This window comes from Lutimonas saemankumensis (genome assembly GCF_020171465.1).
Taxonomy (GTDB): Bacteria; Bacteroidota; Bacteroidia; order Flavobacteriales; family Flavobacteriaceae; genus Lutimonas; species Lutimonas saemankumensis.
In genome coordinates, this window is the sequence record NZ_JAIUZR010000003.1 from 408,278 (window position 1) to 422,976 (window position 14,699).

The window sequence follows — 14,699 nt, forward strand, 5'->3', positions numbered from 1 at the left end:
GATCGGTAATTATTTCTTCCTTCTATTGGAAGTGACCTAACTGTTTTGTTCACTTCAGGCCCAATTGCTCAGAAGCAATTGCCTTTTCTCAATAGCTAAAGGATATTTTGTAAAAAAAAAAGCCTCCTTGGAGACTTTTGTTTTCTAGTATTCATCTTCGTTCCAAAGGAAATCTTCATCCGTTGGATAGTCAGGCCAAATCTCCTGAATGACCTCGTAACTTTCCCCTTCATCTTCCAAGGCTTGCAGATTCTCCACAACCTCCAGTGGGGCTCCGGTTCGTATTGCATAATCGATCAGCTCATCTTTTGTTGCCGGCCAAGGTGCATCACTCAAATACGATGCTAATTCTAATGTCCAATACATAATTGAAAATTAATTAAATTGAAATGCAAAAGTAATTTTTTTACTGAAAAATGCAAGTTTTTTAGATACTATTTTTCAGCTGTTAAAAGAACGTTTTATTACCGGTGTTAAAGAACCTTAAAACACCCTTTCTTACTGGCCTTTCCAAGGAATTTCCTTCACCTGGTAGTCCTTGGTCAATTTCCGTGCCAACACAAATAAATAGTCGGATAATCGATTCAGATAGACAAGAATGTAGTCATTAATGATTTCATTGTCAGCTAATTCAACAGTTTTTCTTTCGGCTCTTCGGCAAACACACCGAGCTATATGACAGAATGACACTACGGTATGGCCTCCAGGGAGTATGAAATGTGTCATGGGATCCAAAACTTCATTCATCTCATCAATTCGTTTTTCTAAAAAGTCAATTTGAGCCTCTTCGATCTTTTTTATTTTTAATCGATCGGTGCCATCTTTTTTCTTTTCCTTTTCTTTCGGGGTGGCGAGCATGGCGCCCATGGTGAATAATCTACTTTGAATTCTGATCAGGTCATTGATCAGCCCTTCCTCATCTATCTGATCCCTTATCAAACCCAGGTATGAATTCAATTCATCTACGGTACCATAGGCATCAATTCTCAGATCGTTTTTTTTTACCCGTGTTCCGCCATAGAGGGAAGTTTTTCCATCATCTCCAGTCTTCGTATATATTTTCATATCATTTTTTTGATGGCATAAAAATAGGCATATTCATTTAATATTTTACCGCGGCTTCCTACAGAATCCTAAAGGCGGAGTGTGAAATGCTGTTTTTCTCTGCCCGTATGAAAGAAAACAAGCCCCCATTTAAAGGTGTCAACACTCAGTTTTACGGAGCCGTGATTCTTAATATACTCCCAGGCCTCTTCCATTTCAACCGACCAGTGAATGTCATCAAAGATAAAGATGCTATCCTCGTGAGCAGCTTTCAGGCACTTTTCAAAATATTCAATGGTGGGCCTTTTTTGGTGATTACCGTCGAAAAAGATCAGATCGTATTGCTGGTTTTTCAGCACTAAATCCAGGGTTTTATCAAACTTACCTTCAACAACCTTGATATTGTTCATTTTGAATTTCTCGAATTGTTTTTTAGCAACTCCGGCAGTAGACGAGCACCCTTCGAGCGTTGTGATCTTGGCCTCTGGGGCTCCAATACTCATATAAGCAGTTGAAATACCCAGTGAGGTCCCTATTTCCAGAACATTCTCCGGCCTAAAATAATGAAGGGTTTTGGCCAGAAGTTTGGCCCTCTTTTTTGAAATCCCGGCATTTTTTGCAATTTTGGAAACAGATCTTTTGTTTCCTTTAAAAACCTTTGATCCTGCCCCAAAATCCTGTACAATAACGGATTCCCTGGATTGATCGAGTTCTTTTCGAAATTGCCTTGCCTTACTGAAATCCAGAATGGATTTTCCGGATAATCCTTTTGTCAGATAATCAAAAAGAAAAGGGGAGTGAACTCCGTATTGATTTTTAGAGGTTAGCAGGTAGTTAAAATAAGCTTTGACTGCATGCATCACAGTACAATTTTTATTTGCTAAATTAGAAAGAAAAATTATTCTAATATTAATTTAAAAATTATATTTGCCATTGACTCAAAAATGATAATATGAGGAAGATTATAGCAGTTTTATTGCTATTTGCCATGTTTACCTCCTGTATTCCATTGAAGAAACAGGTTTACTTTCAAGGGGAATTGGAACAAGCCGATTCCATAGCCAGGATTCAGGACCAGCCCTACAGAATGCAGGTGGATGATTTGATTGATATACAGATCAAATCTTCGGATGAGGATGTAAGTAAGGTTTTTAATCCTTCTATATCGGAAAATGCTCCTAATGCTGTCAATAGAAATGAGATTGGTGTATATTTTACATCCTATTCCGTGGATAAACATGGGAATATCAGATTACCTTATTTAGGGGATATCAATGTTTTGGGTTACACCACGAATGAAGTCCGTGAAAAGATCGACAAAGAGTTCGAAAAATATTTTAAGGACCCCAATGATGTCTTTGTTGAAGTGAGGTTGGCGGGGATACGCTACACGACCATTGGAGAAGTTGGAAAAACGGGTATCAATGTGTTATATTTGAACCAGGTAAACCTGGTCCAGGCCATTGCGGCTTCAGGAGATATCAAAGTTACGGGTAACAGGGAAAATGTGCATGTGTACAGAAAGGGAATCGATGGTACCAAGAAGTATACGGTAAATATGCTGGATATCAATAGTTTTGATTCCAATAATTTCTTTATCCAACCCAATGATATTATCTATGTAGAGCCTCTCAAACAAAAATCCTGGGGTACGGGAACTTCAGGTATGCAGACCATTACCTCGTTAATTGCCGTTTTGTCTTTGATCACAACAACCATATTATTAGTTAACGCATTATAGAAATAAATGAAGGAAGTCAACAAGTTCGATCTGGAAATTCAGTCTTTCGATATCAAGGAATATCTCTATAAAATATTGGGTTACTGGAAGTTGTTCGCTGTGGTTATTGTTCTGGCCCTGATCATTGCCAAAATTGTAAATACTACCTCACAAAAAGTCTATAGCTTGAAGAGTTTGATTACGGTCAAGGATGAACAGAACCCTTTATTCTCCTCGAGTACCAATATTGCTTTTAACTGGGGAGGCCCAAGTGATAAGGTAGAAACCATTATTACCATTTTGCAGTCCAGAACTCATAATGAGAAAGTGGTTGATCAGCTGGATCTCACGCTGGATTATTATTCGGAAGGAACTTTCCGTAAAGTGGATATTTATGGTAGATCTCCATTTAAGGTGACAATAGATACCATGAAGTATCAGTTACAGAATACGGATATGAAACTGGAGTTTCTGAGCAATTCAGAAGTTAGAATATCCTTTGAGATGGATGATGAGAACAACACCTTGATCAATTACGAGCTCAATGATACAAGGAAAATAATTCCTGAAGAGATAGAATTCTCAGAGGTATTCCCCTTAAACAGTATGCTTGATTCCCCGTTTTTCTCCTTTGAAGTGGAACGAACTTATGAGGATGTTGATCTTACGGGCAGAGTCTATTACATCAGGTTCAATAATTTTGACGGTATTGTAAAGAGATACCAGAAAGTGGACGTAGCCACCCTAAAGAAAGGAACCTCCATCATTGAACTGAGTTTTGAAGGAGAGAACAAAAAGAAAATTGAAGATTTCTTAAATACAACGGTAAATGTTCTTGACAAGGATCAGCGTGAACAGAAAATTAAATACGCACTGCGAACCCAGGAATATATTGATACCTTGTTTCAGATAGAGGCCAATAGCCTTAAGACGATCGAAACCGATCTTGGCGATTATAAACAAAAGAACAAGATCTATAATCTGTCGGTTGAGGGAACTACGCTTCTCAATGAGGTTACATTACTTGATCACGAATCCCAACAGATTTTAAACCGAATCGATTATTTGAATAATCTGGAGCGTTACCTCACAACCAACAGCGTAATCAACAGCGAATACATTCCGGCACCCGCTTTGGTAGAGATGGAAGATCCGGGAATTGTGACTAGTGTGAATAATTTAATTATGCTGGCAAAGACCCGGGAAGGTTTGGAAAAAAAGGTGAAACCTTCTTACCCGCCATTGATCAGGGTTAATGACCAAATTGAACTTGAGAGCCAGATTCTTCTGGAGCAAATTAGTTCTTTAAAAAAAATCACCCAGGACAAACTGAACAGTGTAAATCGTAGAATGGCGAATACAAATGCCAAACTGGGGAGCCTGAATCCCAAGGAGCAGCAGCTGCTTAATTTTCAAAGGAAATACAATATTACGGAATCAAACTACAACTATTTAAAGCAAAAAAGTTATGAGGCCGGTACCGCAATTGCTGCCAACGTATCGGATATAAAGATTCTGGATAAGGCTAAAGACACGGGCCAGTTACCCATTAAGCCCAAGAATTCATTTAATTATTTAATCGCTTTGATGCTTGGCCTGATGTTACCGATGCTTTATGTTTTGACTAAGGAAACCCTGAATAATAAATTTCAATCTGTTGAGGAGATCGAGAAGGAATATAAAATTCCTGTTTTAGGGGTCATAGGTAAGAATAAATATGATAAAGATCGATTGATTGTTCACAGAAAACCAAATTCAACGGTTGCGGAATCCTTCAGGGCGCTGCGTTCCAATATTCAATTCCTGTTTCAAACCAGGAATCAATCCCGAACCATTGTGATCACTTCCTCTGTGAGCGGGGAAGGTAAAACCCTGTGTGCTGAAAATATGGCTACGGTTTTTGCTTTGAGTGGTAAGAAAACCATACTGGTCGGACTGGACCTTCGTAAACCTAAGATGCATACCGATTTTGGAGCCGACAACAAAATAGGAGTGGTAAATTACCTTATTGGTGAGAATACACTTGAAGAGATTACGATTCCTTCAGGCATTGAAAATCTTGAGCTGATCACTTCAGGGCCCGTACCACCAAATCCCTCGGAACTTCTTATAAGTGATCAGACCTCGACACTTTTTGAGAATCTCAAGGAAAAGTATGAATATATCATTATAGATACGCCTCCTGTGGGGCTGGTTGCCGACGCCCTGGAATTGTTCAAGTATTCTGATGCCATTATCTATATGATCCGACAAAATTATACACAACGGGGCATGCCGAAAATGATTGACGGGAAATATGAGAATGGTGAGGTAAAACATATAAGCTATGTCTTGAATGATTTTCAAGTACAGAACCGGTACGGGGGCACTTATGGATATGGATATGGATACGGATATGGTTATGGGAAATACGGTAACGGATATCATAAAGATGAACGCTTAGGTTGGTTTAAGAAATTAAGAAAGAGGTTTACCTGATTATTGGGTGATTTACGAATATGAACCAGGGTTTAACATCATGGCAAAAGTTTATAAAGAGATTATTTGATCTCTTTTTTTCTTTTATTGGAATGATATTATTTTTCATTCCTGTTCTTGGTTTAATTTTAATGGCCACAATATCTACGCATAAAATCGGTTTATATTGGCAGGAACGTGTCGGTTATGACGGAAAAGTTTTTACCATTTTTAAGATCAGAACCATGAAAGCTGACAGCAATGAGAGCCGAATTACTATGATGAATGATCCGAGAATAACCGGTACAGGAAGATTTTTAAGAAAATACAAGCTGGATGAAATTCCTCAGTTGTGGAACGTTTTTTTGGGAAGCATGAGCCTTGTTGGCCCCAGACCGGATGTCCCGGGATATGCGGACAAGCTCAAAGGAGAAGATAGGTTGATTCTCTCCGTGAAACCCGGAATTACCGGGCCGGCAACCTTAAAATATAAAAATGAAGATGAGCTTTTGTCTCGAACTTCAGAACCTGAAAAATACAATGATGAGGTTATCTGGAAAGACAAGGTTAGAATAAATAAGGAATATATCAGGAATTGGTCTTTGAAAGGTGATCTCATATACCTTAAAAGAACAATTTTTAATTAGATTTGTAAATCGAAAAATTGAAATAATGAAGGATTTAAAAATTGCTATCATTGGCCTGGGCTATGTGGGCCTTCCATTAGCAGTGGAATTTGCCAAGAAATATCAGGTTGTTGGCTTTGATATTAATCAGCAACGCGTCAGGGAATTAAGAAAAAATATTGACCTTACACTTGAAACGACTTCAGAGGAACTGGCCGGAGTTAATGTAAATTCAGTTGAGGTATTGAGAAAGGATTCGAAGGGTTTATGGATTTCCAATGAATTAAAGGATATTCAGGATTCCAACTTTTATGTGGTCACTGTCCCTACACCTGTAGATAAGAACAATCGACCTGATCTTACACCACTATATAAAGCCAGCGAGACTGTTGGCAGGGTACTTTCAAAAGACGATATTGTGGTTTATGAATCTACGGTTTTTCCGGGAGCTACTGAAGATGAATGCAGGCCAATTCTGGAAAAGTTCTCAGGATTGACTTTTAATAAAGATTTTTATCTGGGTTATTCTCCGGAAAGAATAAATCCGGGTGATAAGGAACATACGGTAACCAAGATCTTAAAAGTGACTTCGGGATCAACCCCGGAAATAGGAAAGTTCGTTGATGATGTATATAAATCTGTAATTGTTGCAGGAACCCATCTTGCCCCTTGTATCAAAGTTGCTGAAGCGGCAAAGGTTATTGAAAATTCGCAGCGTGATGTGAATATTGCTTTTGTAAATGAGTTATCCAAGATATTCAGGTTAATGAACATCGATACCAATGATGTATTAGAGGCTGCGGGAACCAAATGGAATTTCCTGCCATTCAGGCCAGGCCTTGTTGGAGGGCATTGTATAGGCGTGGATCCTTATTATCTTGCGCACAAGGCCATGGAGCTGGGTTACAACCCCGAAATCATCTTGTCGGGGCGAAGATTAAATGACAGCATGGGGCCTTATGTGGCTCAGGAAACCATCAAATTGATGATCAAAAAAGGAATAAAAATTTACGGGTCCCATGTTTTGGTTCTTGGAATAACCTTTAAGGAAGATTGTCCTGACATAAGAAATTCCAGGGCCATTGATATCATTGATGAACTGAAGTCTTATTCGGTGAATGTTGATGTTTACGACCCCTGGGCCTCAAAAGATGAGGTTCATGACGAGTACGGAATAGATCTCCTGGATAAGGAAGAAGCCATAGACAAGAAATATGATGGTGTTGTGCTGGCGGTATCACATAAGGAATTTTTGTCTTTTGATTTTAAAAAGTACTGTAACGAGGATTTTGTCATGTTTGACGTAAAATCCATTTTGGAAAAAGGAATAGCTGATAGCAGATTGTAGAACATTTTAATGTCGAATATGAAAGTTTTAGTTACCGGAGCAGCCGGTTTTATTGGCCACCACTTGAGTAAACTACTTGTAAAGGAAGGTTACGAGGTTATAGGTATCGACAACATCAATGATTATTATGATCCTAAGCTTAAGCTGGCCAGGCTGGAGGATATGAATTTGGATACGGATAATATTCAATATAATGTCCCCATTACTGGAGATATCGAATTTATAAAACTTGATTTAACGGATAAGGATGAGATTCGGAATCTTTTTGAAGTTCATCGGTTTGATTATGTGGTAAACCTCGCGGCGCAAGCTGGTGTGAGATATTCTCTGATCAATCCACATTCTTATGTGGACAGCAACATCACAGGTTTTCTGAATATTTTGGAGGCCTGCAGAGCCTTCCCGGTTAAACATCTGGTATATGCCTCCTCGAGTTCGGTCTATGGATTGAATGAAGATGTCCCTTTTAAGACAAGCCATCACACGGATCATCCTTTGGCCATGTATGCGGCGAGTAAAAAGGCCAATGAAATGATGGCGCATTCCTATTCTCAGTTGTATGGTATCCCGACAACTGGATTACGGTTTTTTACGGTTTACGGACCATGGGGGCGACCGGACATGGCGCTGCATATTTTTACAAAAGCCATTGCGGAAGACAAGGAGTTTGAGGTGTTTAACTATGGGAAAATGAGTCGGGACTTTACTTATGTTGCTGACATCGTGGAAAGTGTAAAAAGATTGATTCCGCTGCCACCCAAGCCCAATAACCCCGATTTTGACCCCAAAGATCCGGATCCTTCGATAAGTTCGGCACCCTATCAGATTTTCAATATTGGAAACAACAGCCCCGTGGCCTTAATGGACTATGTTCATGCGGTTGAGGAAGCCCTTGGTAAAAAAGGAAAAATTATTTACAAAGAATTACAACCAGGAGATGTTCCGTCTACCTACGCTGATGTTCAAGGTTTATACGATTATATAGATTTTAAGCCATCTACTACCATAAAGGAGGGTATTAAGGCTTTTGTTGATAGATATCTCATACTAAATAAAATGAATAAGGATGAATAAATCCCTTAAAATAGCTGTTGAAGCAGCGGTCAAAGGAGGTGAAGCTATTATGACGGTTTACGCTCAGGATGATCTTGGTGTCGAATTCAAGGATGACCAGTCCCCGTTGACCCTGGCGGATAAAAAATGCAATGATATTATAAATTCTTATCTGGAAAAGACGGAATTTCCTGTTATCAGTGAGGAGAATAAATTACTTTCCTTTGAAGAAAGAAAGGGATGGGATACCTGCTGGATCGTTGACCCCCTAGACGGTACGAAGGAATTCGTCAAAAGGAATGGCGAGTTTACGGTCAATATTGCCCTGATTCAAAAGGGTAAACCACTTTTAGGGGTTATCTATGTTCCGGATACCAAGGAGCTTTATGTTGCAGATGTAAGAAATTCCATGGCTTCAAAATTTAAACTTAATGAGCATTCTGTCAGAGCTGAAGATCTTGACTTTGATAAAAACCGGATAGAACCTAACAGGGAGTTATCAGTAGCCGTTAATGTGGTGGGAAGCCGTTCTCATATGAATGATGCGACCTCAGAATTTGTTCAGTCCTTATCCAATCAGTTCGAGGAGGTAAATATCGTGTCTAAGGGAAGTTCCCTAAAATTTTGCCTGGTTGCGGAAGGAAAGGCCGATGTTTATCCTAGATTTGCACCTACCATGGAATGGGATACGGCTGCTGGGCAGGCCATTTGTGAAGCTGTTGGACTCGAAGTTATATCCAAGGAAACGGATGAACCTTTGTTATACAACAAAGAGAATCTTTTGAACCCCTGGTTTATCGTGAAACAAGCATGAAGGATCAGTCTCGTAAAAGACATATTGCGAAAACATTAACCTGGAGAGTGGTTGGAACCATGGATACCATACTGATTTCCTGGTTTATCTCGGGAAATCCGTTTACGGGATTAAAAATTGGATTCTCTGAGCTGGTCACTAAAATGATTCTTTATTATGCCCATGAGAGAGTCTGGTTTAAGTTAAATTTGACCCGTGACGGAAAATTACTTGAGAGCCGTAAACGTCATTTTGGAAAAACAATTACCTGGAGAATTGTTGGAACACTGGATACCATAGTTCTGGCTTGGATCATTTCCGGAAATCCTTTGACCGGATTTAAGATTGGAATTACAGAGGTGATTACAAAAATGATTTTATATTACCTTCACGAACGAGTATGGCATAAAAGCAAGTTGGGACTGGTATCAGAAAATGTGGAAACAGCATGAAAGAAAATATAATCAGACATAAATACACGATTTCCAAAGAAGAGCGTAAAAAACTCCTGAATCAAAATTCCTTCTTACTTTGGTTCACCGGACTTTCGGGTTCGGGAAAATCTACGATCGCCAATGGCCTGGAAAGAAAATTGTATGAAGAGGGTTTTAAGACTTATACCCTGGACGGGGATAATGTTAGAAAAGGAATAAACAGTGACCTTGATTTCAGCCCTGAAGGACGTAAGGAAAATATACGCCGAATTGCCGAAGTAGCTGGTTTAATGGTGGATTCAGGCATCATAGTGCTGGCAGCATTCGTATCACCCTATAAAAAAGATAGGGAATTCATTGCCAATGTAGTTGGAAATGATAACTTTGTCGAGATTTTTGTAAACACTTCCTTAGAAGAATGCGAAAAAAGGGATGTAAAGGGCCTTTACAAAAAGGCAAGGGCCGGGGAGATCAAAGATTTTACCGGAGTTAACGCACCTTATGAGGCTCCGGAGAATCCGGAAGTAGAGATTGTTACAGACAATTTATCCATTGAAGAAAGCGTTATGAAAATTTATAACAGTATAAGAACAAAATTAGCGTTATGACGAAATATTTTTTGAACTATTTAGATGAGTTGGAATCGGAAGCCGTTTTTGTTTTAAGAGAGGTATTTGCCCAGTTTCAAAATCCTGTAATTCTGTTTTCAGGAGGAAAGGACTCTATTGTATTGGCTCATTTGGCCAAGAAGGCCTTTTACCCGGCCAAGGTACCCTTTCCGCTTTTGCATATTGATACCGGCCATAATTTTCCTGAAACCATACAATTCAGAGATGATTTGATCAGCAAATTAGGAGCCACGCTTTTAGTAGGATCAGTACAGGAGTCTATTGACAACAATAGGGTAGTTGAAGAAAGTGGTAAGAACGCAACACGTAATGAATTGCAGATCACTACCTTACTGGACGCGATTGAAGATAATCAGATTGATTGTGCCATAGGAGGCGGTAGGAGAGATGAGGAAAAAGCAAGGGCAAAGGAACGTTTCTTTTCTCACAGAGATGATTTTGGACAATGGACCCCAAAAAATCAGCGCCCCGAACTTTGGAACCTTTTTAATGGTAAAATGAGGCAGGGAGAGCATTTCAGAGCCTTTCCGATTAGTAACTGGACAGAAATGGATGTATGGAACTACATTGCCCGGGAAAATATTGAAATTCCTTCCTTGTATTTTGCCCATGAGAGAAAGGTAGTTTGGAGAAACGGAAGCTGGATACCTGTTTCTGATTACCTGATCATGCAGGATGATGAGGAGGTTCACACCAAAAAGGTAAGATTTAGGACACTAGGAGACATCACCATTACTGGTGGAATAGAAAGCGATGCGGATACCCTTGAAAAGATCGTAGAAGAGGTTTCAGCCATGCGTGAAACTGAACGGGGTAACCGGGCAGATGACAAACGTTCGGAAACTTCGATGGAAGACCGGAAAAAACAAGGTTATTTTTAATCTAATTGAAAAAGAAACAGATCATGAGTATAGATAACAATCAACTCTTAAGATTTACGACTGCAGGAAGCGTAGATGATGGTAAAAGCACGCTGATAGGTAGATTATTATATGATTCAAAATCGATTTTCGAGGATCAGATCGCCTCGGTTGAAAAAACAAGTAAGCGGAAAGGAATGGAAACCGTTGACCTTGCCCTTTTTACAGATGGATTAAGAGATGAAAGAGAACAGGGAATAACCATAGACGTTGCTTACAGGTATTTTACAACCCCTAGAAGAAAGTTTATCATTGCCGATACGCCTGGCCACGTACAATACACCAGAAATATGGTGACCGGAGCCTCTACGGCAAATGTGGCCATCGTTTTGATCGATGCCCGTAAAGGGGTTATAGAACAGACCAAAAGACATTCATTTATTGCTTCTTTGTTGCAGATTTCTCATGTAATAGTATGTATCAACAAGATGGATCTGGTTGATTATAAAGAAGAGGTTTTTAACGATATCGTGAACCAGTATGAAGAAATTTCTGCAAAAATGATGATCAAGGATGTTCGCTACATACCGATATCTGCCCTGAATGGAGATAACGTGGTAAACCGCTCAGAAAATATGCCCTGGTATCAGAATGCTCCTTTATTACATACCTTGGAGACGATTCATATTACCAGTGACAATAATATGGTCGACGCCAGGTTTCCTATACAGACCGTGATCCGTCCTCAGGATGAAGAGAATCATGATTACAGAGGATACGCCGGTTCCGTTGCGGGTGGGATCTTTCGTGTGGGAGATGAGGTGAGGTTACTGCCTTCCGGGTTCCATTCTCATATAAAATCCATCAACCGCTATGATAAGGAGGTTGATGAGGCTTTTGAAGGCATGAGTGTTGCCATCACCCTTGAAGACGATATTGATCTGAGTCGAGGCGATATGATCGTAAAACCAAATAATTTGCCTGTAAAGGACCAGAGGTTGACAGCTATGATCTGCTGGTTCAACGAGCAACCTGCCAGGCCACGCGCAAAATATATATTGAAACATACCTCTAATGAGCCTATGGCAATGATCAATGAGGTGGTTTATAAGGTCAATGTAAATACCCTGGAACGTATTAAGGATGACAATGAAATCAGGATGAACGATATCTGTAAGGTAAAGATTCGTACGACTGGCCCGATCATGATGGATGAATATTCCCGAAACAGAAAGACCGGAAGTTTTATATTGATCGATTCGGCTACCAATGAAACTGTTGCGGCAGGAATGCTTCAATAGTGAATTAAATAATATCTGACATATAGAAATAAGACCTCTGTTTTTGGAGGTCTTTTTTTATGTGTTATCGGGTGGATCCATAAAAATCATTTAATAGCGAAAATCGCATCTTAAAAAACAATAATATTCACCTATATTTGCAGTCCAAAAAAATAATACAATGAAAGCAGGAATCGTTGGACTTCCAAATGTAGGTAAGTCAACCTTATTTAATTGTCTGTCAAATGCCAAGGCACAATCTGCAAATTTTCCGTTTTGTACCATTGAACCTAATATAGGAGTGGTCAATGTGCCGGACAGCAGGCTTGAAACCTTGGAAAAACTGGTCAATCCACAAAGAGTTGTGCCTGCCACAGTTGAAATCGTGGATATCGCCGGGCTGGTCAAAGGAGCCAGTAAAGGAGAGGGTTTGGGAAATAAATTCCTTGCCAACATCAGAGAAACGGATGCTGTCATTCACGTTTTACGTTGTTTTGATAATGATAACATTGTCCATGTGGATGCGAGTATTGATCCGGTTAGGGATAAGGAGACCATAGACATGGAACTGCAGCTAAAGGATCTGGAAACGGTTGAGAAAAGACTGGACCGAGTTAAAAAGGCTTCAAGAACCGGAGATAAAGCCGCCTTAAAGGAGTTAGAAGTGCTTTCTAAGGTTCAGGAACAGTTGCTGGCCTCTGTTTCAGTGCGTGCCATTGAGCTTACAGAAAAAGAAAGAGAAGAATTTATTGCGCCTATCCAGTTACTTACAGACAAACCCGTTCTTTACGTATGTAACGTGGATGAAGCCTCTGCGGTTAAGGGAAACTCTTACGTTGACCAGGTTATGGAAGCCGTTAAGGGTGAGAATGCCGAGGTACTTGTTTTGGCCGTTGCAACAGAGGCAGACATCATGGAACTTGATTCTTATGAAGAACGTCAGATGTTCCTGGAGGATATTGGGTTGGAGGAGCCGGGAGTTTCAAAGCTTATAAGATCCGCTTATAAATTACTTAATCTTCAGACGTATTTTACTGCCGGAGAAAAGGAGGTAAGGGCGTGGACAATTCATATTGGGGATTCAGCGCCAAAGGCTGCAGGAGTTATTCATACTGATTTTGAAAAAGGATTTATCAGGGCTGAAGTGATAAAGTATGATGATTTTGTTCATTTTGGAAGTGAATTAAAAGTAAAAGAAGCCGGTAAACTATCGGTTGAAGGAAAAGAATATATTGTTGAAGACGGGGATATGATGAATTTCCGATTCAACGTTTAGGCATTCATAAACCTCTATTATCCCATGAAGTTTAACATTCATCATGAAGATCCACAAAGTGCCGCCAGGGCAGGAACCATTGAAACAGATCATGGCAGGATAGAAACACCTATTTTTATGCCCGTTGGAACTGTGGCCTCCGTTAAAGGGGTTCATCAGAAAGAACTGCAAGAGGATATCAATGCTGATATAATTCTGGGTAATACATATCATTTGTACCTCAGACCCAAAACCCCAATTCTTGAGGGAGCAGGTGGTTTGCATAAATTCATGAACTGGAATCGGCCCATTCTTACAGACTCGGGTGGTTATCAGGTTTATTCTTTGTCGGACAACAGGAAGATCAATGAAGAAGGTGTAAAATTCAAATCACATATTGACGGCTCATCCCATTTCTTTTCTCCGGAGTTTTCTATGGAGATACAGAGAAAGATCGGTGCAGATATCATTATGGCCTTTGATGAATGCACCCCTTATCCCTGTGAATACAATTATGCGCGGAATTCCATGCATATGACGCACAGGTGGCTTGAGAGATGCATGAAATACCTTGATAAGCATCCCGAGAATTATGGATATAAACAAAGTTTTTTTCCGATTGTTCAGGGAAGTACATACAAAGACTTACGAAAACAATCGGCAGAATATATAGCTGGAGTGGGAGCAGAAGGTAATGCCATTGGGGGATTATCTGTGGGAGAACCTGCTGAAGAGATGTATGAGATGACCGAGGTTGTCACTTCGATTTTACCAAAAGACAAACCTCGTTATTTGATGGGAGTAGGAACCCCAATCAATATTCTTGAAAACATAGCATTGGGGGTAGACATGTTTGACTGTGTAATGCCAACGAGAAATGCTCGAAACGGAATGCTGTTTACGGCCCATGGTACGATCAATATCAAGAATAAGAAATGGGAGGATGATTATTCACCTTTGGATGAAATGGGTATTACCACGGTTGATACCATCTACTCCAAAGCCTATGTAAGGCACCTCTTTGCAGCTAATGAATATCTGGGAAAACAGATTGCTTCCATTCATAACCTTGGCTTTTATCTATGGTTGGTTCGTGAGGCAAGAAAGCATATCTTAGCAGGAGATTTTATGACTTGGAAGCAAATGATGGTAAAGCAAATGGACAAGCGTTTATAAGCAAACTAAGTTGAAGATCCGGAA

General features: G+C 39.8%; 15 protein-coding genes. 12 read left to right on the forward strand and 3 right to left on the reverse strand.

Annotated elements, in window-relative coordinates:
* Positions 1-144 precede the first annotated feature (144 nt).
* From LCM02_RS03260 to LCM02_RS03270, 3 genes are all read right to left on the reverse strand, one after another.
* On the reverse strand, positions 145-366 hold the full coding sequence (locus LCM02_RS03260; protein WP_224926892.1) for a DUF2795 domain-containing protein: 222 nt from the start codon (positions 364-366) through the stop codon (positions 145-147).
* 132 nt (positions 367-498) lie between these two features.
* Entirely contained in the window at positions 499-1,065 is a 567-nt protein-coding gene (locus LCM02_RS03265) for a cob(I)yrinic acid a,c-diamide adenosyltransferase (RefSeq protein ID WP_224926893.1), read from the reverse strand.
* 68 nt (positions 1,066-1,133) lie between these two features.
* The gene (locus tag LCM02_RS03270; protein ID WP_224926894.1) at positions 1,134-1,904 is read right to left on the reverse strand and encodes an O-methyltransferase; all 771 of its coding nucleotides are present in this window, start codon (positions 1,902-1,904) and stop codon (positions 1,134-1,136) included.
* A 92-nt stretch (positions 1,905-1,996) separates the two neighbouring features.
* Here LCM02_RS03270 and LCM02_RS03275 point away from each other — a divergent pair, with 92 nt between their 5' ends.
* The 12 genes from LCM02_RS03275 to tgt all read left to right on the forward strand — a co-directional run bounded on the left by LCM02_RS03275 (position 1,997) and on the right by tgt (position 14,675).
* On the forward strand, positions 1,997-2,785 hold the full coding sequence (locus tag LCM02_RS03275; protein ID WP_224926895.1) for a polysaccharide biosynthesis/export family protein: 789 nt from the start codon (positions 1,997-1,999) through the stop codon (positions 2,783-2,785).
* A 6-nt stretch (positions 2,786-2,791) separates the two neighbouring features.
* On the forward strand, positions 2,792-5,242 hold the full coding sequence (locus tag LCM02_RS03280) for an exopolysaccharide transport family protein (protein ID WP_224926896.1): 2,451 nt from the start codon (positions 2,792-2,794) through the stop codon (positions 5,240-5,242).
* A gap of 92 nt (positions 5,243-5,334) precedes the next feature.
* Positions 5,335-5,868 (forward strand): sugar transferase, encoded by a 534-nt coding sequence (locus LCM02_RS03285; protein ID WP_394369925.1) that lies wholly within the window; start codon positions 5,335-5,337, stop codon positions 5,866-5,868.
* Positions 5,869-5,893: 25 nt separating this feature from the next.
* Positions 5,894-7,195, forward strand: coding sequence for a nucleotide sugar dehydrogenase (locus LCM02_RS03290; protein WP_262902482.1), 1,302 nt, complete (start codon positions 5,894-5,896; stop codon positions 7,193-7,195).
* An 18-nt stretch (positions 7,196-7,213) separates the two neighbouring features.
* Positions 7,214-8,269 (forward strand): NAD-dependent epimerase, encoded by a 1,056-nt coding sequence (locus LCM02_RS03295; RefSeq protein ID WP_224926898.1) that lies wholly within the window; start codon positions 7,214-7,216, stop codon positions 8,267-8,269.
* Complete coding sequence (gene cysQ, locus LCM02_RS03300; protein ID WP_224926899.1) at positions 8,262-9,062, forward strand: 3'(2'),5'-bisphosphate nucleotidase CysQ; 801 nt, start codon at positions 8,262-8,264, stop codon at positions 9,060-9,062. Before LCM02_RS03295 ends, cysQ begins: the two co-directional genes overlap by 8 nt.
* Positions 9,059-9,493, forward strand: coding sequence for a DUF2061 domain-containing protein (locus LCM02_RS03305; RefSeq protein ID WP_224926900.1), 435 nt, complete (start codon positions 9,059-9,061; stop codon positions 9,491-9,493). The genes cysQ and LCM02_RS03305 overlap by 4 nt, the downstream gene beginning before the upstream one ends.
* Positions 9,490-10,083, forward strand: a complete 594-nt coding sequence (gene cysC, locus LCM02_RS03310; protein ID WP_224926901.1) for an adenylyl-sulfate kinase — start codon at positions 9,490-9,492, stop codon at positions 10,081-10,083. Before LCM02_RS03305 ends, cysC begins: the two co-directional genes overlap by 4 nt.
* Entirely contained in the window at positions 10,080-10,985 is a 906-nt protein-coding gene (gene cysD / locus LCM02_RS03315; protein WP_224926902.1) for a sulfate adenylyltransferase subunit CysD, read from the forward strand. Before cysC ends, cysD begins: the two co-directional genes overlap by 4 nt.
* 23 nt (positions 10,986-11,008) lie before the next feature.
* Positions 11,009-12,265, forward strand: coding sequence for a sulfate adenylyltransferase subunit 1 (locus LCM02_RS03320; protein WP_224926903.1), 1,257 nt, complete (start codon positions 11,009-11,011; stop codon positions 12,263-12,265).
* Between the two features lie 160 nt (positions 12,266-12,425).
* The gene (gene ychF, locus LCM02_RS03325) at positions 12,426-13,520 is read left to right on the forward strand and encodes a redox-regulated ATPase YchF (protein WP_224926904.1); all 1,095 of its coding nucleotides are present in this window, start codon (positions 12,426-12,428) and stop codon (positions 13,518-13,520) included.
* A 24-nt stretch (positions 13,521-13,544) separates the two neighbouring features.
* Entirely contained in the window at positions 13,545-14,675 is a 1,131-nt protein-coding gene (gene tgt / locus LCM02_RS03330; RefSeq protein WP_224926905.1) for a tRNA guanosine(34) transglycosylase Tgt, read from the forward strand.
* Positions 14,676-14,699 lie beyond the last annotated feature (24 nt).

What these genes read in the sequence shown, in the direction of transcription:
- LCM02_RS03280 (WP_224926896.1), top strand. Translation starts at nt 2,792, where the DNA reads ATGAAGGAAGTCAACAAGTTCGATCTGGAAATTCAGTCTTTCGATATC.
- cysD (WP_224926902.1), top strand. Translation starts at nt 10,080, where the DNA reads ATGACGAAATATTTTTTGAACTATTTAGATGAGTTGGAATCGGAAGCC.
- LCM02_RS03260 (WP_224926892.1), bottom strand. Translation starts at nt 366, where the DNA reads ATGTATTGGACATTAGAATTAGCATCGTATTTGAGTGATGCACCTTGG.
- tgt (WP_224926905.1), top strand. Translation starts at nt 13,545, where the DNA reads ATGAAGTTTAACATTCATCATGAAGATCCACAAAGTGCCGCCAGGGCA.
- LCM02_RS03305 (WP_224926900.1), top strand. Translation starts at nt 9,059, where the DNA reads ATGAAGGATCAGTCTCGTAAAAGACATATTGCGAAAACATTAACCTGG.
- LCM02_RS03270 (WP_224926894.1), bottom strand. Translation starts at nt 1,904, where the DNA reads ATGCATGCAGTCAAAGCTTATTTTAACTACCTGCTAACCTCTAAAAAT.
- ychF (WP_224926904.1), top strand. Translation starts at nt 12,426, where the DNA reads ATGAAAGCAGGAATCGTTGGACTTCCAAATGTAGGTAAGTCAACCTTA.
- LCM02_RS03265 (WP_224926893.1), bottom strand. Translation starts at nt 1,065, where the DNA reads ATGAAAATATATACGAAGACTGGAGATGATGGAAAAACTTCCCTCTAT.
- LCM02_RS03320 (WP_224926903.1), top strand. Translation starts at nt 11,009, where the DNA reads ATGAGTATAGATAACAATCAACTCTTAAGATTTACGACTGCAGGAAGC.
- LCM02_RS03295 (WP_224926898.1), top strand. Translation starts at nt 7,214, where the DNA reads ATGAAAGTTTTAGTTACCGGAGCAGCCGGTTTTATTGGCCACCACTTG.
- LCM02_RS03290 (WP_262902482.1), top strand. Translation starts at nt 5,894, where the DNA reads ATGAAGGATTTAAAAATTGCTATCATTGGCCTGGGCTATGTGGGCCTT.
- cysC (WP_224926901.1), top strand. Translation starts at nt 9,490, where the DNA reads ATGAAAGAAAATATAATCAGACATAAATACACGATTTCCAAAGAAGAG.
- LCM02_RS03285 (WP_394369925.1), top strand. Translation starts at nt 5,335, where the DNA reads ATGATATTATTTTTCATTCCTGTTCTTGGTTTAATTTTAATGGCCACA.
- cysQ (WP_224926899.1), top strand. Translation starts at nt 8,262, where the DNA reads ATGAATAAATCCCTTAAAATAGCTGTTGAAGCAGCGGTCAAAGGAGGT.
- LCM02_RS03275 (WP_224926895.1), top strand. Translation starts at nt 1,997, where the DNA reads ATGAGGAAGATTATAGCAGTTTTATTGCTATTTGCCATGTTTACCTCC.